Source organism: Parasutterella sp., from assembly GCF_057870745.1.
In genome coordinates, this window is record NZ_DBMALT010000046.1 from 1 (window position 1) to 19,493 (window position 19,493).

The 19,493-nt window shown below is 47.6% G+C and carries 21 protein-coding genes; 12 read left to right on the forward strand and 9 right to left on the reverse strand.

Features of this window, described 5'->3' with window-relative positions:
• Window positions 1–374 precede the first annotated feature (374 nt).
• The 3 genes from ACZND6_RS10825 to ACZND6_RS10835 all read left to right on the forward strand — a co-directional run bounded on the left by ACZND6_RS10825 (window position 375) and on the right by ACZND6_RS10835 (window position 5,114).
• The gene (locus tag ACZND6_RS10825) at window positions 375–1,781 is read left to right on the forward strand and encodes an aspartate ammonia-lyase (protein WP_046448052.1); all 1,407 of its coding nucleotides are present in this window, start codon (window positions 375–377) and stop codon (window positions 1,779–1,781) included.
• Between the two features lie 171 nt (window positions 1,782–1,952).
• Complete coding sequence (locus ACZND6_RS10830) at window positions 1,953–3,287, forward strand: anaerobic C4-dicarboxylate transporter (protein WP_489524669.1); 1,335 nt, start codon at window positions 1,953–1,955, stop codon at window positions 3,285–3,287.
• 420 nt (window positions 3,288–3,707) lie between these two features.
• Complete coding sequence (locus ACZND6_RS10835; RefSeq protein ID WP_046448051.1) at window positions 3,708–5,114, forward strand: aspartate ammonia-lyase; 1,407 nt, start codon at window positions 3,708–3,710, stop codon at window positions 5,112–5,114.
• A 95-nt stretch (window positions 5,115–5,209) separates the two neighbouring features.
• Here the strand turns inward: ACZND6_RS10835 and ACZND6_RS10840 are convergent, their stop codons facing one another.
• Together ACZND6_RS10840 and ACZND6_RS10845 are read right to left on the reverse strand one after the other, a co-directional pair.
• Window positions 5,210–5,809, reverse strand: coding sequence for a chalcone isomerase family protein (locus ACZND6_RS10840; protein WP_293737477.1), 600 nt, complete (start codon window positions 5,807–5,809; stop codon window positions 5,210–5,212).
• Window positions 5,806–6,228 carry a helix-turn-helix domain-containing protein gene (locus tag ACZND6_RS10845; RefSeq protein ID WP_293737478.1) on the reverse strand — a complete coding sequence of 141 codons (423 nt, stop codon included), beginning with the start codon at window positions 6,226–6,228 and terminating at the stop codon, window positions 5,806–5,808. The genes ACZND6_RS10840 and ACZND6_RS10845 overlap by 4 nt, the downstream gene beginning before the upstream one ends.
• Window positions 6,229–6,287: 59 nt before the next feature.
• On the opposite strand from ACZND6_RS10845, the gene ACZND6_RS10850 reads away from it, so the two are divergent.
• Window positions 6,288–7,529 (forward strand): NAD(P)/FAD-dependent oxidoreductase, encoded by a 1,242-nt coding sequence (locus ACZND6_RS10850; protein ID WP_293737479.1) that lies wholly within the window; start codon window positions 6,288–6,290, stop codon window positions 7,527–7,529.
• Window positions 7,530–7,594: 65 nt separating this feature from the next.
• Entirely contained in the window at window positions 7,595–9,103 is a 1,509-nt protein-coding gene (locus ACZND6_RS10855) for an NAD(P)H-hydrate dehydratase (RefSeq protein ID WP_489524670.1), read from the forward strand.
• A gap of 29 nt (window positions 9,104–9,132) precedes the next feature.
• Here ACZND6_RS10855 and ACZND6_RS10860 read toward each other — a convergent pair whose 3' ends face one another.
• Both ACZND6_RS10860 and ACZND6_RS10865 read right to left on the reverse strand, forming a co-directional pair.
• The gene (locus ACZND6_RS10860) at window positions 9,133–10,116 is read right to left on the reverse strand and encodes a tetratricopeptide repeat protein (protein ID WP_370747694.1); all 984 of its coding nucleotides are present in this window, start codon (window positions 10,114–10,116) and stop codon (window positions 9,133–9,135) included.
• A 3-nt stretch (window positions 10,117–10,119) separates the two neighbouring features.
• On the reverse strand, window positions 10,120–10,593 hold the full coding sequence (locus ACZND6_RS10865) for a hypothetical protein (RefSeq protein ID WP_293737482.1): 474 nt from the start codon (window positions 10,591–10,593) through the stop codon (window positions 10,120–10,122).
• Window positions 10,594–10,847: 254 nt separating this feature from the next.
• On the opposite strand from ACZND6_RS10865, the gene ACZND6_RS10870 reads away from it, so the two are divergent.
• Window positions 10,848–11,276, forward strand: coding sequence for a hypothetical protein (locus ACZND6_RS10870; RefSeq protein WP_293737483.1), 429 nt, complete (start codon window positions 10,848–10,850; stop codon window positions 11,274–11,276).
• A gap of 20 nt (window positions 11,277–11,296) precedes the next feature.
• Here the strand turns inward: ACZND6_RS10870 and ACZND6_RS10875 are convergent, their stop codons facing one another.
• The 3 genes from ACZND6_RS10875 to ACZND6_RS10885 all read right to left on the reverse strand — a co-directional run bounded on the left by ACZND6_RS10875 (window position 11,297) and on the right by ACZND6_RS10885 (window position 13,528).
• Window positions 11,297–11,674, reverse strand: a complete 378-nt coding sequence (locus ACZND6_RS10875; protein ID WP_293737484.1) for a RidA family protein — start codon at window positions 11,672–11,674, stop codon at window positions 11,297–11,299.
• A 136-nt stretch (window positions 11,675–11,810) separates the two neighbouring features.
• Window positions 11,811–12,287: a CreA family protein gene (locus tag ACZND6_RS10880; protein ID WP_293737485.1), complete on the reverse strand. Its 477-nt coding sequence runs from the start codon at window positions 12,285–12,287 to the stop codon at window positions 11,811–11,813.
• Window positions 12,284–13,528, reverse strand: a complete 1,245-nt coding sequence (locus ACZND6_RS10885; protein ID WP_300874684.1) for an alpha/beta hydrolase — start codon at window positions 13,526–13,528, stop codon at window positions 12,284–12,286. Before ACZND6_RS10885 ends, ACZND6_RS10880 begins: the two co-directional genes overlap by 4 nt.
• Before the next feature lie 480 nt (window positions 13,529–14,008).
• Between ACZND6_RS10885 and ACZND6_RS10890 the strand changes: the two genes are divergently transcribed.
• The 4 genes from ACZND6_RS10890 (at window position 14,009) to ACZND6_RS10905 (ending at window position 16,789) form a co-directional block, all read left to right on the forward strand.
• Window positions 14,009–14,950, forward strand: coding sequence for a DMT family transporter (locus ACZND6_RS10890; RefSeq protein ID WP_489524671.1), 942 nt, complete (start codon window positions 14,009–14,011; stop codon window positions 14,948–14,950).
• A gap of 101 nt (window positions 14,951–15,051) precedes the next feature.
• A complete protein-coding gene (thyA, locus tag ACZND6_RS10895) occupies window positions 15,052–15,855 on the forward strand; it encodes a thymidylate synthase (RefSeq protein ID WP_489524672.1) in 804 nt (267 codons plus the stop codon).
• Between the two features lie 19 nt (window positions 15,856–15,874).
• Window positions 15,875–16,381, forward strand: coding sequence for a dihydrofolate reductase (locus ACZND6_RS10900; protein WP_008811335.1), 507 nt, complete (start codon window positions 15,875–15,877; stop codon window positions 16,379–16,381).
• 120 nt (window positions 16,382–16,501) lie between these two features.
• Window positions 16,502–16,789 carry a hypothetical protein gene (locus ACZND6_RS10905; protein ID WP_008811336.1) on the forward strand — a complete coding sequence of 96 codons (288 nt, stop codon included), beginning with the start codon at window positions 16,502–16,504 and terminating at the stop codon, window positions 16,787–16,789.
• Between the two features lie 74 nt (window positions 16,790–16,863).
• Here the strand turns inward: ACZND6_RS10905 and ACZND6_RS10910 are convergent, their stop codons facing one another.
• Both ACZND6_RS10910 and ACZND6_RS10915 read right to left on the reverse strand, forming a co-directional pair.
• Window positions 16,864–17,718, reverse strand: a complete 855-nt coding sequence (locus ACZND6_RS10910) for a hypothetical protein (protein ID WP_008811337.1) — start codon at window positions 17,716–17,718, stop codon at window positions 16,864–16,866.
• An 11-nt stretch (window positions 17,719–17,729) separates the two neighbouring features.
• On the reverse strand, window positions 17,730–18,305 hold the full coding sequence (locus ACZND6_RS10915; protein ID WP_008811338.1) for a hypothetical protein: 576 nt from the start codon (window positions 18,303–18,305) through the stop codon (window positions 17,730–17,732).
• 266 nt (window positions 18,306–18,571) lie between these two features.
• Between ACZND6_RS10915 and ACZND6_RS10920 the strand changes: the two genes are divergently transcribed.
• Both ACZND6_RS10920 and ACZND6_RS10925 read left to right on the forward strand, forming a co-directional pair.
• Window positions 18,572–19,039, forward strand: a complete 468-nt coding sequence (locus tag ACZND6_RS10920) for a hypothetical protein (RefSeq protein WP_489524673.1) — start codon at window positions 18,572–18,574, stop codon at window positions 19,037–19,039.
• A 31-nt stretch (window positions 19,040–19,070) separates the two neighbouring features.
• Window positions 19,071–19,340 (forward strand): HigA family addiction module antitoxin, encoded by a 270-nt coding sequence (locus tag ACZND6_RS10925; RefSeq protein WP_489524674.1) that lies wholly within the window; start codon window positions 19,071–19,073, stop codon window positions 19,338–19,340.
• Window positions 19,341–19,493: the final 153 nt, after the last annotated feature.

Genomic DNA, 19,493 nt, shown 5'->3' on the forward strand with positions numbered 1-19,493 from the left:
CTCTCCGCTTTATGGAGATCCGTTAATGAAGCGCCCATTGCGGTACCGCACGATGGGTGCTGTGAGAGAGGGGCGGGGAAACCCGTCCCCCTACTCGATTGCGGCAATGAAACAACACATGCCGTGAAGTGATGATACTTAAAACGAAAGTTCTAGGTAAAAACCCTTTATTTATCGACAATTCAGAAAATTTTTCTAGAGAATTTTCATGAACTGTGCTACCTTAGTCCACGTTTGAGCAGTACCGATTCCCATGCAAATAAACAATTTGTTACGATACTGCCTGTAGCCACTCAATCGTATGACCACGGTCTTCGGACTGACGAAAGAGGGCGGTTTTTTGAGACTTCTCATTATTCAAAACAGGAGCAACAATGACTCGTATTGAGCACGATTTTATTGGCGACTTAGAAGTTCCGGCTAATGCCTACTACGGCGTTCAGTCTCTTCGCGGTAAAGAAAACTTCTTCATCACTGAAGAAAAGAACAACCAGGAAATCTACTTCATCATCGCTTTTGCTTATGTCAAAAAAGCAGCTGCTATGGCGAACAAAGAACTCGGCGTTGTTAAACCCGAAGTTGCCGACGCAATGATCTGGGCATGCGACCAGCTCATCAACAACACCGAAAAATATCGCGACCAGTTCATCACTGACTGGCTGCAGGGCGGTGCCGGTACCTCCACCAACATGAATGCCAACGAAGTCATCTCCAACCTTGCTATCGAACATCTCGGCGGCAAGCTTGGCGATTACTCCATCGTTAACCCGAACAACGATGCTAACTTCGGTCAGTCCACAAACGACACATATCCGACCGCTATCCATCTGAGCTGCATCCTCCGCTCCAACGTCCTTATCAAGGCCGCTGAAGAACTCCGCGACGCACTCTATGCCAAAGCTAAAGAATTCGATCAGACTCTGAAGATGGGCCGTACCCACCTCCAGGACGCTGTCCCGATGACTCTGGGTCAGGAATTCCACGGCTGGGGCTTCACCATCAATGACGAAATTGAAAACCTGCGCGCTGCCCAGGAACACCTCAAGATCGTCAACCTCGGCGCTACCGCTATCGGTACTACTGTTACGGCTGCTCCGGGATATCCTGAACTTGCTGTTAAGAACCTTGCCGAACTGACCGGCATCGACTTCAAGAACAGTGAAGACCTGATCGCTGCTACTAGCGACTGCGGCGCTTACATGACTCTGTCCTCCGCTATCAAGGGCTTGGCTGTCAAGATGACTAAGGTTTGCAACGACATTCGTCTGCTTGCCTCCGGTCCTCGCTGCGGCCTGAAGGAAATCAACCTTCCTCAGCTCCAGCCGGGTTCTTCCATCATGCCGGGTAAAGTCAATCCGGTTGCTGCTGAAGTTGCCAACCAGGCCAGCTTCCTTGCTATCGGTCTCGACACAACAGTGATGCTTGCCGCTTCTGCCGGCCAGCTCGAACTGAACGTTATGGAACCGGTGATCACTTTCGCTCTGTACACACAGATGAAAGTTATGACCAACGCATGCGACACACTGCGTACAAAACTGGTTGAAGGCGTTACCGCCAACACCGAACGCTGCAAAGACTATGTCATGAACTCCATCGGTATCGTTACACTCCTGAAGCCGCATTTCGGCTACCAGAAGTGCGCCGCTATCGCTAAGGAAGGCTACACAACCGGCAAGTCTCTGCATCAGATCGTTGTTGATGAACAGCACCTGATGACTCAGGCTGAATGGGATGCCACATTCAATACTCAGAACTTGATTCATCCGAAATTCGTCAAGTAATTGAGTTCAAGATTTCGGCAGCGGAATCCGCTGCCGAATTTTCAGCGCTCGGAGCAGGTTAAAAAAACATGTTCTTGCTCCGATTCAAGGGTCTTTGGCGACCCGTCAATAATTAACTAAGCCAACATCTCGGGGAGTACGGTTAACCGCGTACTTTCTTTCGGAGGATTTATGGATATCATGGTTATTCTTCAGATTATCGTTCTGCTCGGCGCGATCTTTGTCGGTGTGCGTCTCGGCGGTATCGGTATCGGCTACGCCGGCGGTGCCGGTGTTCTCATTCTCGGTCTGTGTTTAGGCATGAAGCCGGGTAACATTCCTTGGGACGTGATCCTGATCATTGCATCCGTGATCTCGGCCATTTCCGCCATGCAGCTCGCAGGCGGCTTGGACTACCTTGTTTACATCGCTGAAAAGATTCTCTACAAGAATCCTAAATACATCAACTATCTGGCTCCGCTGGTTACCTATGTTCTGACGATTTTCGCCGGTACAGGTCACACCGCTTTCTCGATGATCCCGGTTATCGTTGAAGTTGCTAAAGGCCAGAACATCCGCCCGAGCGTTCCGCTCTCTATCGCTGTGGTCGCTTCTCAGATCGCTATTACAGCTTCTCCGGTTTCCGCCGCTGTTATTTACATGACAGGCGTTCTCGAACCGTTCGGCTGGAGCTATCCGACTCTGCTGGCTGTTTGGCTTCTGACCACATTCTTAGGCTGCATGGTCACTGCTTTCATCATGACGATTTTCTGCAAAATGGACCTCAGCACCTCTACGGTTTACCAGGAACGTCTTAAAGAAGGTCTCGTTAAGCCTCCTGTCGGCATGCAGGAAATCAAGATCACTTCCTCTGCCAAGCTTTCCGTTTGGATCTTCCTTATCGGCGTTATCGCAGTTGTCTGCTACGCATCCGCTATTTCTCCGGCTATCGGCCTGATCAAACCGGTTATCGTCACACGTGACGCAGCCATCATGAGCTTGATGCTTACCGTCGGCGCTCTGATCACGGTTTTCTGCAAGGTCAAACTCGGCGATATCGCTTCCACATCCGTTTTCAAATCCGGTATGGTTGCCTGTATCTGCGTTCTCGGTGTTGCATGGCTCGGTGATACATTCGTTTCCGGTCACACTGCTCAGATCAAGGCTTTTGCTTCTGAAACCATCAGCCAGTATCCGGCTCTCCTCGCAGTTGTCTTCTTCTTAGCCGCTATGCTCCTGTACTCTCAGGCTGCTACTGCTAAGGCGATTACTCCGACAGTGGTTGCTGCCCTCGGTATCACAGCCGCTCATCCGGACAACGCTTACATGCTGGTTGCCTGCTTCGCCGCTGTTTCCGCTCTGTTCGTTCTCCCGACATACCCGACACTCCTCGGCGCTGTTCAGATGGACGACACGGGTACAACACGCATCGGTAAGTGGGTCTTCAATCACTCCTTCTTCATCCCCGGCGTTCTGGCGATTTTCTTCTCCGTCGCTTTCGGTTTCGTTGTCTGCGGCTTCATGTAATCCGCTGATCTAACGTACCCTTAAAGGGATATGAGAATAGGGCCTCGCATTGCGAGGCCTTTTTCTATGCTCAAAATCACCTGATTGTTACGAAGAATTACATAACAAATCAAAGCCTATTTGTTAGATTAAAAAATATTCTTAATAAAGATCAATGAATTCATAGAGATACAAAAATTAGTTAATGATTTTTCCGTCGCATATGGTTTACCCCATAAGTTTGGGGTAAACCATATATTTTTTTTGTGCAAACGATTACAATACTTCGCAGCAAACAAGAGCCGGTTCGCAACGTGTTGAGTAGCGTTCGACTCTGTCTGCATCGGATGACTGTGTGGACCAACGGTTTTATACCGACACGGTTATTTTTCAAATCCTACTTCGCAACGGAGCGGGATATATATTTTTGAGGAGACCTGAATGGCTCGTATTGAACATGATTTTATCGGTGACTTAGAAGTTCCTGCCAACGCTTACTATGGCGTTCAATCCCTTCGCGGCAAAGAAAACTTCTTCATCACTGAAGAAAAGAACAACCAAGAAATCTACTTCATCATCGCCTTTGCTTATGTTAAGAAAGCAGCGGCGATGGCTAATAAGGAACTCGGCGTTGTTAAACCTGAAGTTGCCGACGCAATGATCTGGGCTTGCGACCAGCTCATCAACAACACTGAAAAATATCGTGACCAGTTCATCACTGACTGGCTGCAAGGCGGAGCAGGTACTTCCACCAACATGAACGCTAACGAAGTTATCTCCAACCTCGCTATCGAACATCTCGGCGGTAAGCTCGGTGACTACTCCATCGTCAACCCGAACAACGACGCGAACTTCGGTCAATCCACAAACGACACATATCCGACCGCTATTCATCTGAGCTGCATCCTCCGCTCCAACGTCCTTATCAAGGCCGCTGAAGAACTGCGTGACGCACTCTATGCCAAGGCTAAAGAATTCGATCAGACTCTGAAGATGGGCCGTACCCACCTCCAGGACGCTGTTCCTATGACTCTGGGGCAGGAATTCCACGGCTGGGGCTTCACTATCAATGACGAAATCGAAAACCTGCGCGCTGCTCAGGAACACCTCAAGATCGTCAACCTTGGCGCTACCGCTATCGGTACTACCGTTACTGCTGCCCCGGGATATCCGGAACTTGCTGTTAAGAACCTTGCCGAACTGACCGGCATCGACTTCAAGAACAGTGAAGACCTGATCGCTGCTACCAGTGACTGCGGCGCTTACATGACTCTGTCTTCCGCCATCAAGGGCCTGGCAGTTAAGATGACTAAGGTCTGCAACGACATTCGTCTGCTTGCCTCCGGTCCTCGCTGCGGTCTGAAGGAAATCAATCTTCCTCAGCTCCAGCCGGGTTCTTCCATCATGCCGGGTAAAGTTAATCCGGTTGCTGCTGAAGTTGCTAACCAGGCCAGCTTCCTTGCTATCGGTCTCGACACAACAGTAATGCTTGCTGCTTCTGCCGGCCAGCTCGAGCTGAACGTTATGGAACCAGTTATTACATACGCTCTGTATACACAGATGAAGGTTATGACCAACGCCTGCGACACACTGCGTAAGAAACTGGTTGAAGGCGTTACCGCCAACACCGAACGCTGCAAAGACTACGTCATGAACTCCATCGGTATCGTTACACTCCTGAAGCCGCATTTCGGTTATCAGAAGTGCGCCGCTATCGCTAAGGAAGGCTACACAACCGGTAAGTCTCTCCATCAGATCGTTGTTGACGAACAGCATCTGATGACTCAGGCTGAATGGGATGCCACATTCAATACACAGAACCTGATCCATCCGAAGTTCGTTAAGTAATTTCGAATAGGTTCTTGTAAACTCAAAAGCCGCCCTCGGGCGGCTTTGTCGTGTCCGGAAGCAGAGAAGGCGGAAACTGCTTTCTCTGCCGGCGTTTAATTTTCTTTTTCCTCTTTGGAAAGGCTCAAAAGTCCTTCTCTTAGCCCTTCTTCTAAAGCGTGATCGCCTAACCAGATAGAAAGGACAGCATCATAAAGCGCCTTGCCTCGGACGGGATTGCCCATCAGCTGGCCGTTGTAATAAACGAATGTCCCGCGGGAAGGGAGCCAATCCACATCAACCACATCACCGGGTTCAAGGTTCGTTAGGTCCTTCATGAATTCTTCAATCTGCTGAAGTTCATTCTCTATGAAGTCCTGATAAGTCTCATCATTGTTTTCTGCGATGGCCTCGCGCATAGAGGAGATGAAATCTTCCGCGTTCAAGGGTTGGAGAATAACAATTTGAACTCTTCGAGCGCCTAATAGTGCTCGGGAGGTATCTTGACGATGTGTTTTCGCCGGCAAATACAGCGCAACGGCATAAATCGGCTTATCGCTTTGCGTGCGGACGCCGGTTCCGTTCAAAACCAGAGCGTTTTGGCCGACCTTGATATTTTCGGCAAAACGGTGGCCGCCGATTTCAACATAGTCCGTCTTTTTTCCGGTGAGAAATTTTTTGATGTCTTCCATCAGCTTTGAGCTGTTTTGATTCATTCTTTTTCTTCCTGAGCTTCTTTGTCTTTTTCAGTCTTGATGACTTCTAAAAATGCTTGCGCAAGTTTAATCATTTGCGGCTGCGTCAATCCGCATATTTCCTGCCGAAATTCAATAGATATTCCCGGGTCTACAGGAATCTCTATCACCGTTAGAGGCTCGCCGATCTCCCGACGATTCAGCACTTCCTGATGCGTCTGGCGCTTGAGCTCAACGATGCGGGCTAAGGTGTAACCCTGTTCCTGCAGAGCCTTAACGTTTCTTATCTGTTCTAAGTGGCTTGCGTCATAACGGGCATTTTTTGTTTCGCCGGTCGGCCGGTCTAAAAGCCCGCTGTTAACGTAGTATCGAATCGTTCGTTTACTAAGTCCCGAGACCTGCGAAAGCTCATCAATGGTGAGAAGGTTTTTAGAGCTCACGGTTTGTACAAAAATACAAATAAGTTAAAATAATCTGCACATTATAAGGTGGAGAACCAATGCATATCATTGTTGTCGGAGCAGGGGTCACGGGTATTGCGTGTGCTCATAATTTTTTAAAGCGCGGTCATAACGTTACATTGATCGAGAAAGCCTCGACGCCGAATCAGGAATGCAGTTTCGGAATGGCCGGATTTATGGGTCCTATTTCCGTACAGATGCTTTGTGCTCCCTTTAAAGGCAAAGCCGGTTTGGCTTCCATTTTCGCAAAAACTCGTCGTTTGGGTTGGGATGTTTCCATTGGACAGATGAAATTCCTTCGTGCTTTAGCTAACGCCAGAAGTGCGGATGTCTGGGCCGCAAATCACGACTCTTTAATGACTTTGGCACGCTACAGTGTCGGTTTAACCGAATTCCATGCTCGTTTGGAAGATCTGTCTTTTGAGCAAGTCTACGGTCTGCTTCGTGTCTTTACAAATGCCCAGGCATGGGAAGAAGCTCATAAAGAAGAAAGCGAAAAACCCGGTGAATGGCTGACTAGAGAAGAATCTTCAAGAATCGATCCCTCTCTGGAAAACGTTCCTGATCCTTTCTTGGGATGTTCTTATCTCCCCCAGGAACTCTCCGGCAACGGCTGTTATTACTCTAAACAGATTCAGGCCATCAATGTCAGCCAAAAGAATCTGACCATGATGTATCACACCGAAGTTACGGGCCTAATGTTTGACGAAAACAACAAGGTCATCGGTGTCAAGACAGACAAAGGCGAAATTGCCAGCGATGCCGTAGTTCTCTGCAGCAATCTTGGAACGAAAGCGCTCATCGAAGAAAAACTCGAACTCCCGACGATGCAGCTGACGGGCTGGGCTGTGACGGCAACTATCGACCCGATGAATGTTCCGCCGCTGCACACTCTGGTTTTTGACAACAAGGATTTGCTTGTTACTCGTTTAGGCAATCGAGTACGTGTCTGCGGCCGTTACTGGCTCGGAGAATCCTCCCATGACATGACAGACAAGGTGATTGAAGAAATCTATGAAGCCAGCTGCAAGCTTCTTCCGACAGCGGCTCAATGGACTGAATCAACCAATTGGATCGGCAAATGCATTGTTCATCCGGACAGTCTGCCGTCTTGCGGAGAAACACCGTTTGAAGGTCTGTATCTCAATATTTGTCACGGCTTGAACGGCTGGGCATTGTCTGAGGGCTGTGCCGAACTCTTGTCAGATGTCATTGAGAAGAAGACGCCGGCAATCGACCCGACGCCTTACAGCCCGATGCGATTTGTTAAACGAAAATAATCTCACGAATATTCTTTGAGACTGTCCATGCCGGCAGTCTCCTTTCTTTTTAAAGGTAATAATCAATGTCGGTTTCCTTACTTCAGATTCCTCAGTTAAGAGAACTCGAGGAAAAATACGCTCGTATCTTAGGACCCGGAGTTCTCATGGAAAGGGCAGGCAAAGCCGCTGCCGACTTCATCTCCGATCTTTATCCTGCCCCGGCTAGAGTAACGGTGGTTTGTGGTCCCGGGAACAACGGCGGTGACGGATACTGTACAGCGATCGAACTTTTAAAGATGGAATACGACGTTAATGTCGTTCAAGTTGCCGGTAAAACACCCAAGAGTGACGAAGCAAAAGCTGCTTTGGCTGAATGGGAAAAATTAGGTCGTCCGACTTACACAGATCCGTACGACACGCCCAAAGCCGATATCGTCGTGGATGCGATTTTCGGAATCGGTTTGGAACGTCCGCTTAAAGATGAATTTCTTGATGCGGCGATGTGGTTTAACGAAAGACGAGCATTGCACGTTTCTCTGGACATTCCCTCCGGCCTCAACTCCGAAACCGGAACTTGGGTCGGTGAAAGAGCAGGCTGCAAAGCAGATGCGACGATTTCTTTCTTAAGCGGAAAGGTCGGACTCTTTACAGGTCTTGGGCCCGATGCCTGCGGCCGCGTCAAAATGGAAACGCTCGGTATTTCCATTCCGCTCACTAAAATCAGCCTTTTGGAAGTTAAAGACTTCAAGCATGTCTGCGCACCCCGTTTAAAAAATACTTCAAAAGCCGACTATGGCCGTCTGGGTGTAATTGGCGGAGGAAAAGGCACTGTCGGCGCCGCATTGATCGCCGCACGTTCAGGTTTATACATGGGCGCAGGCCGTGTTTATGTCGAGCTCTTAGAAGATGACATGAAACTCGATCCGTTCTGTCCCGAATTAATGTTCCCGGGAAAAATCAATATTGATGAGATGGACGCAATCGTCATCGGCCCGGGATTGGGCTTTACCGATCAGGCAAAACAAAGATTCATTGAATGTCTGAAATCTAAGGCCGCTCTGGTCATTGACGGAGATGCTTTGACGATGATTGCTCAGGACGAAGAAATTTTATCCTTAGTCACACATCGATTCGCACATACCGTTTTAACACCACATGCCGCGGAAGCCGCACGCATTCTTAGACTCCCAGTTGAAGAAATCAATAAGGATCGTCTCTCCCGTGCGCTTGACTTAGGTATTCTCACCGGTGCCGTGAACGTCCTGAAGGGAGCCGGAACGATTGTGACCCAGCGCAGTTCCGTAAGCTGGATCAATCCGACCGGATCTCCGGCTCTGGCTACCGCGGGTTCCGGCGATGCGCTCTCCGGCATGATCGGCGCCATGTTTGCACAGCACTTTGAATTGATGGACTGCGTTTTATCCGCAGTTTATCTCCACGGCGCTGCAGTCGACGGTTTGAATTCCGGCGTTCTCGCAGGAGACATTGCTCCGCTGGCTTCTACTTGCCTTGAAGAATTGAGAGATTCTTATCAGAGACACTTCCATCCGCTCAAGGCAGAAGAGAAAACCATTGAGTGGGAAGACAGCTAACAAGACCTGTTGTCTCGTTATGTAGCATGTTAAGCGCCGTTGTTTCGGCGCTTAATTATTTCTTGGACGACAAGCTGTGAACTCGGGAAGGCCGCAATGCCTGCGGCTTCAAGTAACTGTTCTTTTTGTGCCAAGGCGCGAAGTTCAGAAAGTTTTTGAGCTGCTTTCCAACTTCCAAAAGTGGAGGCGAGGTGACAGTAGACAATGGCAGCCACGATATCCCGTTCAGCAAATCGGCCGCTTGACCAGAAAAATCCCAACTCGAACAGGCAGTCCGGATCTTCGGCAAGTGCGCCTTCTTCCAGGAAGCCCAAACCTCGAACGGGATTTTTAGGTGTTGTTTCCAGCCAGTAGCGGCCGACAGCAAGGAGACAAACCGGAATCTTTGCAGCGGCTCCTTTGAAGAGCCAATGAAGACAGAGTTTAGGATTGAGATGAGCGCCTTCGGATGTCAGCCGAATCATTCGCATGATGGCGCGCTTCTCTCCTTTCAAGGCTGCCTGGCTAAAGAATGTTTCCGCGATCTCGGGATTTTTTTCAACCCCCAAGCCCTGGTCATAAGCTTCAGCCAAAGCAAACATGGCTTCTGGAGATTTTTCTTTTGCCGCGACACGCAGCCATGCGAAAGACTCATCCAGGTTTTGGCGAACACCGAAGCCTTCGCGCAAAGCCATGGCTAAGTGAAATTTAGCGTTTGTTTCTCCGAGGACGGCGGCTTTACGGAAAAGGTCGGCCGCTCGTTTAGGATCTCGTTCTAAAAGCTGACCGGTGGCATAAAGCATTCCGAGCAGATCTAAAGAGGCTGCGTGTTCTTCTTCTGCCGCGGCTTTGAGATATTGAATAGCAGTATTAGATTCTGCCGAAAGCAGTTCTTTGGCTTCTTTGAATCGATCTTCCGCCGTTTGAGGTTCCGGCTTTAAATTTAAAAAAGCGTAAGGGTCAAAAACAGGCTTTGCAGTTGGAGCCTGTTTTTTAGGCGAAATTTCCGGGAGCTTATCAAAGAAGCCTGACATGGTTTAGGGCTTCGGAGGCAGCTGAGGCGGCAGAACGTCGGGGAACAAGGTGATAATGCCGATCACATAAGTTAAAGACATCATCATCCAGAGGACAAGACCACCTGCACCGAGCATAATCGGTTTTCCCCAGAGACGATGATGATAGTTGTCGCCGTAACGATCACGAACGAAGGGCACCTGAGCCCAGCCGTCAAAGATTACCCAAGCTGCGTAGAAGAGCGTATAGGAACCTAAGAAATAGAAGTCTTCAAAGTTGGATTCGGGAAGCCAAGGTTCCAGAATGAGGTAGCCGAACATGAAGACCAAACCGAGAACCATCCACATGTGGCTGTTTGCAGTACGGTCTGTTTCTCCCATCTCGCTCCAGTTGGTTCTCTGGAGAAATGCTCCGAATACCGGTGTAAAGATGTAAGACCAAATAACAGTCCAAACTGGATTCCAAAGAGCGATAGCAGGAGATTTAGGGTAAGCCATTTGCGTAATATCTAAAGGATGAAACTCAAAAGAAGGTCAAAGAAGCTAAAAATATCCGAAGCTCTTGGCCGAAGTCCTTTTGAAAAGAAAAAATAATAGCACAGCGCGATTTTTCCAAAAGCGGTAACTTGCGATTTGAAAAGGATTTTTTCCGGAGAAAAATCAAATTTGGAGCAGTGGGTGAGAAAAAGGTTAAACTTTTTGAATCGGATTGGCTAGAATCTGACCATGAGATTTATTAGATAGCAAACAAAATGAAGGCAATCCCGCTCCTAACGATCTGCAGCGCCTGTGTTTTAATTTCAGGCTGTGCTTCGGATTCAACCGACTACTACTTGAAAGACTCTTTCGGTTTCAAGGAGGTGTGTTTGGTCGACAACAAAAATGTGCCGCCTTCATTTTTCATTGCCTTACGCCAGGCAATACAAGATAAGGGACTGCAAGTCCGAACGGTTTCAAAAACAGAACAGAGCTGTCCCGTCACCGTCTATTACGAAGCCAAATACAACTTGGCTTATCTGAAGGATGCTCGACTCTTGATGACGACAGAAGGGCAGCCGACTGACATCGTCAATCTCAGAAAAAACTTAGGGCCGGCAACCCTAGCGGATCCTGCTTCTGATTCAGAACCTAAAATCCGCGATATGGTTAACCGGCTCCTGCCGAGAGGAACGCCTTGGTAGGCCTTCCCTGATAAAGACAATTAGTCGAGAACGACGGTTGCTTCAACTTCGATCAAACCGCCCTTAGGAAGGGCAGAAATCTGAACGCAGCTTCTTGCGGGATAAGGAGCAGAGAAGATTTCAGACATCACTTTGTTCACAATGCCGAAGTTGTTCAGATCGGTGAGATAGACGGTCTGACGAACGATATCGGCCGGTGTACCGCCGGCTGCTTTAACGATCGCAAAAACGTTGCGGAATGCCTGACGGCACTGGGCTTCAAAAGAAGAGGGCAGTTCGCCGGAAACAGGATCTAAACCCAGTTGGCCGGAAAGGAAAACCATGTTTCCGCATTTGTAAGCGGTAGAGTAGGTGCCGACAGCGGCGGGGGCGTTTTCTGTAGTGATGATTTCTTTCATTTCAATTCCTTAAAAAAACCGCCGTTCCTACCAACCCTTACAAGGTCTTGCGGACCGGCAGTTATCCCTTCAAAGCCGAAGTGCGTTCAATGCTAACAGAGAATTTTTGCAGTGACTACACTTCGTCTCAAACTTATTACTTCGTCAGGTAGCCTTCAGGTTTATAGGCCTGAGAACCCCAAAGCGGCACGGAAGAAATAGAGTGTTTAAAGCTGCCGTTCGCGATCTTGGTGGAGTAACTCAAATAAACCAATGTTTGATTTTTAGCATCAAAGATTCGGCGGATTCTCAAAGTTTTAAAGAAGACGCTCTGAGATTTCTTAAAAACAACCTCTCCGTCGGCGCTTTTATCGATGCCGTCGATCATGGCCTGAGTAATCTCGCCGGTCTTCACGCAGGAGACCGAGCTATTGGAAGGATCGCTAAGCTGAAGCGGAGAATTGATGTAAGCCACATGGCAGGTAACGCCCGGAACCTGAGGATCGGTAAAGGCATCGAGTTTGATGTCTTTGAACGTAAACACGCCTAGGGAGACACTGGCGACTTCCTTATCGGAGCAGCCTGCAAGAAGCAGGGCCGAAAGGGAAGCAGCGACGATTAGAAGCTTTTTCAATTTAATTCCTTCTGTTGCGGTTCAACTTTTTCAATGATGCCTGAGACACGAGGCTTTTGTTCTCCGCTTTTCATTACTTTGAGTATTTGCTTGGTCTGCCAGTCGAAATACGGGTTGTAGGTCAGGCGAGCAAAACTGTGTTCCCCGTCATGTGTGCCCCAAGCACCATACCAGACATTCGGATCGTTTCGGCAGTCCTGCACGTCTTTAGCGGAAGCACTGTTTCGACAGTAACGGAATTTCCCGTCTTTTCCATACCAGACATTGTCCGGCGAGAAGGGAATCGACATATGGGCAAACGACTTGATCCGTAATTCAGGCAGGTAATCCAGTTTGGCAACGACTTTCTTGGAATATTTGCCGTCCGGCAGTTTCCCGTACCAAATAATCTTAGAGGCCGGATTCGTTAATGCTTTATCAAAAACCTTGACCAAAGACTGAGTATTGATGATGCTGTCATGCTGACTCATCATGACAATCACAGGCTTAGTAATCTTGTTTTTCGTCAGATAGTCATTGGACGTATCCATGGTGTGTTTGAAAGCCACAATGGCGTCCATAGGCACCGTGTTGTATTTGAAAGGTGCGTCTCCCGCCGTTTTCTTATCCGGGGCGTTGAGCCAAGTCACAAACAAATCAGCAATCGGCGCCAATTTGATTAAAGATGTCCTGACCTGCATCGCCGGAGAAAAGAGAAGCAAGCCTTCGACATCATTCGGATGTTCTTCTGAATAATCTAAAGCCAGATTGCATCCTGTCGAAAAACCCGCAAGCCAAATCTTGGGATATTGCTTCTTCAAAAGCGCGACTTGTTCGTTAACTGCTTTTGTCCATTCTTCAGAGGTCACACCGATCATGTCAGCAGGACGCGTGCCGTGTCCCGGAAGGAGCATCGCACGAACTAAGTAACCTTGATCAGCCAGGGATTTTCCGATATCGGTAAACGTCCAAGGAGAGTCTCCTAAGCCGTGAATCATTAATACTGCTTGGCCGTTCGGATTTTTAGGTCGGATTTCAAAGGGCGAATTGCCTTCGATTTCAGCCACATGATCTTCCGTCACAAAATGGCGTCTTTCGGCAACGTAAGCTTTTGCCTGAATGGCGTAACTATCAAAAGTCGTCTGGCCGCCCGGCAGCATGTCGGGCGTCGGTTCAGCCGCACATCCGAGCAGGAGGGCAGCCGGTAAAAAAATAATGAGCTGTTTGAAGTTCATCGTGTAATTAAAGATTCTAATAGACAAACAATTCACTTCTTTCTGTGAATGTTCATTATCGGCTAAAAGAAGCGCTCTAATCCAAGCGTTGCCGCGGGAAAGTCGAAAAAGTTTGTGAAAAAAGCTCCTGCGGACAAAAAGCCGAGGAGCATAAAAAAAGAATAGGCCCGACAATTGAAGGGCCTAAAACGATCTAGGAGGAAAAGCTGAGTAGTGTTTGCGCACTCTCATTGACAATGACTTTACCGCCATATCTATTTGAATGCTGAAGCAATTTATTTCTGTTGCAAGAGAATGTTAAGAGGCTACATATTTTCCAATTATTGGTAACAACTAAGGAAAATTTGTTACCTTAGCGAAACAGCGTCGTTTGTTTTTTGGGTTTTCAGGACAAGTCATTCTTGTTTGGATATCGAAGTTAAGCCGAAAATAGAAAACAATTATCGAGAAATTAGAAAAATGTTGCATAACGCCTAGAATATCTAGGAACAAAAGGCAAAAAAGAAAATGTCTCAAACTCAATCCACAATAATTAATGTCGAACCTCCGATAAAAATAAATCGGACGCTTTACGGCGTTCTGCTTGCGACCTTGGCTTCCGTCTTCTGGGGCTCGATGGGTGTATGCGTGCAGTACATCTTTGAAAATACCAACACGCAGCCTCAAGCGTTGTCTTCGCTTCGGCTTTTGTTGTCAGGTACAGTCCTGGTCATCCTGAATTTGTTTTTATCCCGCCGACCGCTGCTGGCTGTTTTGTCGTCACTGAAGGGAACTGCCGGCATCGCACTCAGCGGGCTTGAGCTTCTAGGCGCGCACCTTACATTCTTCATTGCAATTTATTATTCCAATGCAGGGACGGCTGCCATCTTTTTAGCAACAACACCGCTGCTCGCCGGTATCTATTTATTTTTAAGGGGCAAGAAACGCTTTACAGCAAAAGAAGGCTTGTGCTGTGCATTGGCATTCTTTGGCGTTCTACTAATAGTGTCCAAAGGGGACTTCTCAACTTTCCAATTCAACTGGATGGCGGTTTTCTGGGGCATGATTTCCGCCGTTTTTGCATCAATCTATTCCATCCAGCCCAAACCTTTAATTGACCGCTGGGGCGTCGTTCCGGTGGCAAGCTGGGGCATGATGGCCGCCGGCATTGCCGGTCTGTTTCTTGCCAATCCTATTGTTACGGCTGAGGGTTTAGACGCAAAGGCTTGGCTGGCGCTGAGCTATATCGTTTTAGCCGGAACCGTTGCGGCTTTCTGGCTGTATTTGGCCTGTCTGAAATACATTTCTCCAGTCACCGCAGGTCTCGTCGTGTGCCTTGAGCCTACGTCTGCCTATGTTTTCGGCATCATGTTTATGAACCTGAAACTGGGCTGGATTGAATGCGTTGGCATTGCGATGGTAATTTCTCAGGTATTCATACTTTCTATTCGATCTAAGGAGAGGTCATGAGTACTCGGAACATCGATGCGTTAAAATCCCCGAATCTAATACAACTGAACGGCGTCATCCGAGAGGGATGTTTTGCAGTTCATACATGCGAGGAATAAGCAATGAGTCGTTCAGACCAATACGAAACTTTTATGAGAGACGTCTTTGAACACGGCGTCGAAAAATCCGATCGTACGGGTGTCGGCACTCGTTCGATGTTCGGATACCAAATGCGTTTTAACCTTCAGGAAGGTTTTCCGCTTGTCACGACTAAGAAACTGCATCTTCGCTCCATCATTCATGAGCTCCTGTGGTTCTTACACGGTGACTCCAACGTCAAATATCTTCACGATAACAAAGTGACGATTTGGGATGAATGGGCCGATGCCAACGGGGACTTAGGTCCAATCTACGGTGTGCAGTGGCGTCATTGGAAAACCTCTGACGGCGGTTATATTGATCAGATCTCCAATCTGATCCATCAGATTAATACGAACCCGGATTCCCGCCGTTTAGTCGTCTCTGCCTGGAACGTCGGAGAAATCGATAAGATGGCTCTGCCGCCTTGCCACATGTTCTTCCAGTTCTATGTGGCTCAAGGAAAATTGTCCTGCCAGCTTTATCAGAGAAGCTGCGACATCTTCCTCGGCGTACCTTTTAACATTGCGAGCTATTCGCTGCTCACGCACATGATTGCTCAGCAGTGTGATTTGGATGTCGGTGACTTTATCTGGACCGGCGGCGACTGCCATATCTATAACAACCACTTCGAACAGGTGAAACTTCAGCTGAGCCGTGAGCCTCGTCCTTATCCGAAGTTAATCATTAAGCGTCGTCCTGACTCTATTTTTGATTACAACTTCGAAGATTTTGAAATCGTTGATTATGATCCGTGGCCTGCGATCAAGGCTCCGATTGCGGTTTAATCATTTTTAGTTTTTTAGTATGAAGCCTCATATCAGTCTCATAGTAGCGCGCAGCCGTAACGGTATTATCGGCAAAGAGGGCAAACTGCCTTGGCATCTGCCTGAGGATTTAAAGTTTTTTAAACAGACAACGATGGGCCGTCCGGTCATCATGGGACGGCACACCTGGGAATCGATCGGAAGACCGCTTCCCGGTCGTCAGAACATCGTTTTAACGCAAGACCCAGCCTATAAAGCCGAAGGCGCAACGGTTGTCTCTTCTTTGGATGAGGCACTGAAGCATTTCGGACCGGACGATATCGTTTTCATTATCGGCGGCGCAGACCTCTACCGCCGCGCTCTCCCGTTAGTAGATACGGCATGGGTAACGGAAATTGAGGCCGACGTAGAAGGGGATGCTTCTTTTGATCCGCTTAATAAAGATGAGTGGATGCTTGTATGGAGCGAGGATCATCCCAAAACGGAAGATCAGCCTCTAGGGTATAAGTTTCAGCGCTTTGAACGCGTAAAACATACGGTTTATTAAGATTAGGGCGGGTTTTTGGCCAAAAGACTAAAACTTTATGAATAATTCTTATGATTATTACTACTATTGCTTTTAGTCTAAAAAGCTAAAATACCCACAACCAATCAAAAGCGAAAGAAAATGACGAAAGAATTAATGCAGCTTGAGGTCGACAGTGACCTTAAAAAAGCTTTTTTAGCTTGTGTTTCCAGAGCCTATAACGGCAAGGTCGAGCAGGGAATTCTTGACTTGATGAGAATTTATGTCGAACGCGCACAAGGTACGCCGGGACAGAAAATGATCAAAGAAAAGGTCAAGGAGTACGTCTACGGCGGTGAAGTTCAAGCCGGTCTTTCTCCTCGTGAAATGGAGAAAATCTTCCTCAATAAGACAGAAGAGGACATCGAAGCTGCACGCCTCGATAAGTAAGATTTTTGAAAAAAGAAATGAGAGTCAATTTTCGGACGGCTCTCGTTTTTGTTTGTCTTTTGATTTTCTTCAGGCTAATCCAAACTGCTGGCTGCCTGATTAATCATCGAAACGTCAACGCCGTGTTTCGTAAGTTCTTCCACGACGTTGTCCATTGTCTTATCAAACTTAGGGTTGGAATCCGCGCGCTGCCATAAGTCGGCAACTTCCTGATTACACAACCTGCGGTCTGCGTCCGTGAAAATAATCTCATCTTCAACCGTTCGTCTGCAGACGGAGTCCCTCGGAAGGAGTCTTGCTGACACCACCGCCATATAGGCCATCATTGCATATGTCGGAAGGTTAGGGTCTAGGACTTTTTCGCCCGCTAAATAACGATGAATAAGGGCCTCGATCTGTTTTCTTTTAAGCGAAGCAAACTGTCTCAGCGGAAGGCAGCCTGAAAGGACGGCGGAAGACTTATCGACAGAAGTAATCTGGCAATAAAAGCCGTGACGCTCTCCGGGGCTGACTTCTTTCGCCAAATCCGGATCTGCATTTTTAGCAAGATGGAGATCCAATGTGTAGTCGGGTTTCGGGATATCGAACTGAACTCGCGTTTTATCCTTGTTTGTCTTAGAAACAAAGGACTTTACGATTCCGTAATTACCGAGATATTTCTTTTGAGCGCCTGAAAGATCTGTCTTTACCTGTCGAGCTAAAGCTCGCGGGGTTATATAAAAAATCTTTGGGCTTTCAAAAAGCGTGGTTGCCCCTGAATTGATAAAGCCGTCAATTTGCTCTTGAGCAAAGCTTTCAATAATGTACGTTTCCAGGGGCGAGAGGTTATAACCTTTTGCGATACCGACACTTGCAAAAGTTACTCCGGCCCCGGCGAGCAGGCTGGCTGCAACGAAAGTCTTTGTGTTCAGTTTGCTTAGGCAGTTCATTTTTAGTTGTATTACCAGCGGCGATCCGCAATCTTCATCTGCTGTTCGTCAACGAAGAACCAGAAATCGCGTTCATTCAATGTAACGCGGTGCACAACCAAGCCGGTATCGGCGTCTTTGTATTCAAAGACAACGTTAATCGACTGGTTAGAAAGGAATTGATTTTCTGCTTCAGCGCATAAATTCTCAAAGTTAATGCTCGGCATATCCCAAGGGTCTTCGTCGTCCATATCGAGAAGGTTTCCCTGAAAGCGAGGATGGCTCATTAAGAATTTAAGCACGTCGGCGAGCTGTTCGGTCGGGATGACCCAAAGATGCAAGCCGCCGTCCGAAGTCAGAGATTCAAATACTTCTTTGACAATCTTGTTGTAGTTGATGTCATCCGGAACAGTCAGGATATCTTTCATACCCAGAGGATCGTTCGGGTGTGTGGCATACCATTCCTGGCCGGTTGTTGTCATCGGACCTTCAAGCTTCATACGAAGATCATCGAAGGCAATAAAGCCGAGCGCAAAAGGATTGGCGTTGCCTGCTTTGCGGGCAGCATCAATGAGTTTTGTTATGAGATCTTTTTTTGTCAGCTGCATCTGCGGCTCCTTTACATCTAATAATTCAACTTACAAAGTACCGCATTTTAAACAATTTGTTACGCGGAGTGGGACTAATACGAGCATATTTATTTTGTCGGGTGATTACATCAGTAAGTTTCTGTTAGTTTTTGATTTTCTTTGCTTTGTTCTTTCTAGATCAACCCTTGGAAAGCCCTGTGAGCTCATAGTTACTTGCGGCAAATTTTGATCTGTCTGTTTTATTATTGATCATTAGTTTTTATTTTCGCAGAGGGCTCCGAAAAATGATCAAAAAAGCTTCTTTCCTCGCATTGGTTTCCTGTGCTGTTTTTTCTGCTTCCTGTTATGCAGGACAATATGCACAGGCATTGGGAGACTGTGTATATGACAACCTTTCTAGAGAGGACAAGAATGTGATGACTCAGTGGGCTTTTGTGACTCTCGGAAAAACAGACGCAGCAAAGCAAATCACCGTAATTCCGGAAAGCAAGAATAAGCAAGTCAATAAAGAAGCCAAAAAGCGAATGACTCGCTTGATGACAGAGGCTTGCGCTAGAGAAGCGGCCAATGTTGCACTCCATGAATCTAAAAGTGGCCTTCAGGACGCCGCTGCACAGCTTGGGATCAGACTTGCCAAAGAACAACTTAAGGACAAAACAGATGAAGCTCTGGCTAACCTGTTGAATCCGGGAACTGCAAATGTGCTCAGAGGCGCGGAAGTTCTGAAAGAATTCTTCAAGAAACCACAATAAACAAGCAGGTTCCACGATTCGGAGAATCCGAATGCCTGAAATGTTCGATCCGCCTCATCCCGGCAGTAGCTTAGCCTCGGCTCTTGATGCTCTGAATTTGAGCGCAGAGCAATTTGCTTCTAACTTGTCCGTTTCATCGAAAAGCATTTCACAAGTAATCAGAGGCGAGGCACCGATTACACCTGAATTGGCTGTCAAGTTTACTTCTGCTATTTCCGAACCTGACTCTGCGATATGGCTCCGTATGCAAGCGACTTACGATGATTGGCAAAGGAAGCACCACAATCCCCAGGAACTTTAGAAAACCCAATATCCTCTTGATGAAAAGTTCCTCTTTTTTGATATCTGTTTGGGTGTCTTGTACTGAAATAAGTTGACTCCTAAAGGAGTCAGGAATGGAAAATAAGGCAAAGATTGATCCTAAAAGATTTGGAATCTTAAAGGCTTATCAAAA

Coding starts and splice junctions, on each gene's coding strand:
- ACZND6_RS10825 (WP_046448052.1), top strand. CDS start 375: ATGACTCGTATTGAGCACGATTTTATTGGCGACTTAGAAGTTCCGGCT.
- ACZND6_RS10830 (WP_489524669.1), top strand. CDS start 1,953: ATGGATATCATGGTTATTCTTCAGATTATCGTTCTGCTCGGCGCGATC.
- ACZND6_RS10835 (WP_046448051.1), top strand. CDS start 3,708: ATGGCTCGTATTGAACATGATTTTATCGGTGACTTAGAAGTTCCTGCC.
- ACZND6_RS10840 (WP_293737477.1), bottom strand. CDS start 5,809: ATGAATCAAAACAGCTCAAAGCTGATGGAAGACATCAAAAAATTTCTC.
- ACZND6_RS10850 (WP_293737479.1), top strand. CDS start 6,288: ATGCATATCATTGTTGTCGGAGCAGGGGTCACGGGTATTGCGTGTGCT.
- ACZND6_RS10855 (WP_489524670.1), top strand. CDS start 7,595: ATGTCGGTTTCCTTACTTCAGATTCCTCAGTTAAGAGAACTCGAGGAA.
- ACZND6_RS10860 (WP_370747694.1), bottom strand. CDS start 10,116: ATGTCAGGCTTCTTTGATAAGCTCCCGGAAATTTCGCCTAAAAAACAG.
- ACZND6_RS10865 (WP_293737482.1), bottom strand. CDS start 10,593: ATGGCTTACCCTAAATCTCCTGCTATCGCTCTTTGGAATCCAGTTTGG.
- ACZND6_RS10870 (WP_293737483.1), top strand. CDS start 10,848: ATGAAGGCAATCCCGCTCCTAACGATCTGCAGCGCCTGTGTTTTAATT.
- ACZND6_RS10875 (WP_293737484.1), bottom strand. CDS start 11,674: ATGAAAGAAATCATCACTACAGAAAACGCCCCCGCCGCTGTCGGCACC.
- ACZND6_RS10890 (WP_489524671.1), top strand. CDS start 14,009: ATGTCTCAAACTCAATCCACAATAATTAATGTCGAACCTCCGATAAAA.
- thyA (WP_489524672.1), top strand. CDS start 15,052: ATGAGTCGTTCAGACCAATACGAAACTTTTATGAGAGACGTCTTTGAA.
- ACZND6_RS10900 (WP_008811335.1), top strand. CDS start 15,875: ATGAAGCCTCATATCAGTCTCATAGTAGCGCGCAGCCGTAACGGTATT.
- ACZND6_RS10905 (WP_008811336.1), top strand. CDS start 16,502: ATGACGAAAGAATTAATGCAGCTTGAGGTCGACAGTGACCTTAAAAAA.
- ACZND6_RS10910 (WP_008811337.1), bottom strand. CDS start 17,718: ATGAACTGCCTAAGCAAACTGAACACAAAGACTTTCGTTGCAGCCAGC.
- ACZND6_RS10915 (WP_008811338.1), bottom strand. CDS start 18,305: ATGCAGCTGACAAAAAAAGATCTCATAACAAAACTCATTGATGCTGCC.
- ACZND6_RS10920 (WP_489524673.1), top strand. CDS start 18,572: ATGATCAAAAAAGCTTCTTTCCTCGCATTGGTTTCCTGTGCTGTTTTT.
- ACZND6_RS10925 (WP_489524674.1), top strand. CDS start 19,071: ATGCCTGAAATGTTCGATCCGCCTCATCCCGGCAGTAGCTTAGCCTCG.